The organism is Chloracidobacterium sp., from assembly GCA_025057975.1.
Taxonomy (GTDB): Bacteria; Acidobacteriota; Blastocatellia; order Chloracidobacteriales; family Chloracidobacteriaceae; genus Chloracidobacterium.
Genome location: JANWUV010000079.1, coordinates 1 through 511, shown reverse-complemented (window position 1 = coordinate 511; position 511 = coordinate 1). Strand labels below are relative to the sequence as shown.

Here is a 511-nt window from a genome sequence, read left to right as displayed (position 1 = left end):
GCGAATGGTGCGGTCGATCGCGCCCACCTCAATTGCGCACTCACCGGCCACGCCGGCGGCGGCGCAGCGCTCGACAAACTCGCGCGCCACGGCCTGCGCCGCCGCCGAGTCGCGCTGGCGGGCGTTGCGCACGATGTGTAAACCAAGTGGTCGCACCGCCTCGCGTTTCGCCCACGCTAACACTTGATCGAGGACTTGCCAACCGTCAGGCTTGCCATTCACCGGTACCAACACCTCGCGGAACAACCAGTGGGTCGGATCAAGTGTGCGATTGCGCCGCCAGACTCCAGCCGGCATCGCCGGTTCAAGATTATCGGGAATGACTCGCTCAATCAATTGCTCGGCCCGGCTAGGCGTTTCGGCCAGATCTTCGATGGCTTGGGCAAGGCTTATTTCCCAACCCAGATGCTTGCTCAGTTCATCGCGATGATTGCACAGCCAGAGGTAAAGATCGGTTTCGGTGCGGTTGGGGAAATTGCGGAGCAACCCGCGTTCGCGGATCAACTCGGCA

The 511-nt window shown here is 62.0% G+C and carries 1 protein-coding gene; it reads right to left on the bottom strand.

All coding sequences use genetic code 11. The features are described 5' to 3' along the window. Positions 1–511 (bottom strand): universal stress protein (locus NZ585_15190; protein MCS7081372.1); only part of this gene is annotated, 511 nt, incomplete at both ends.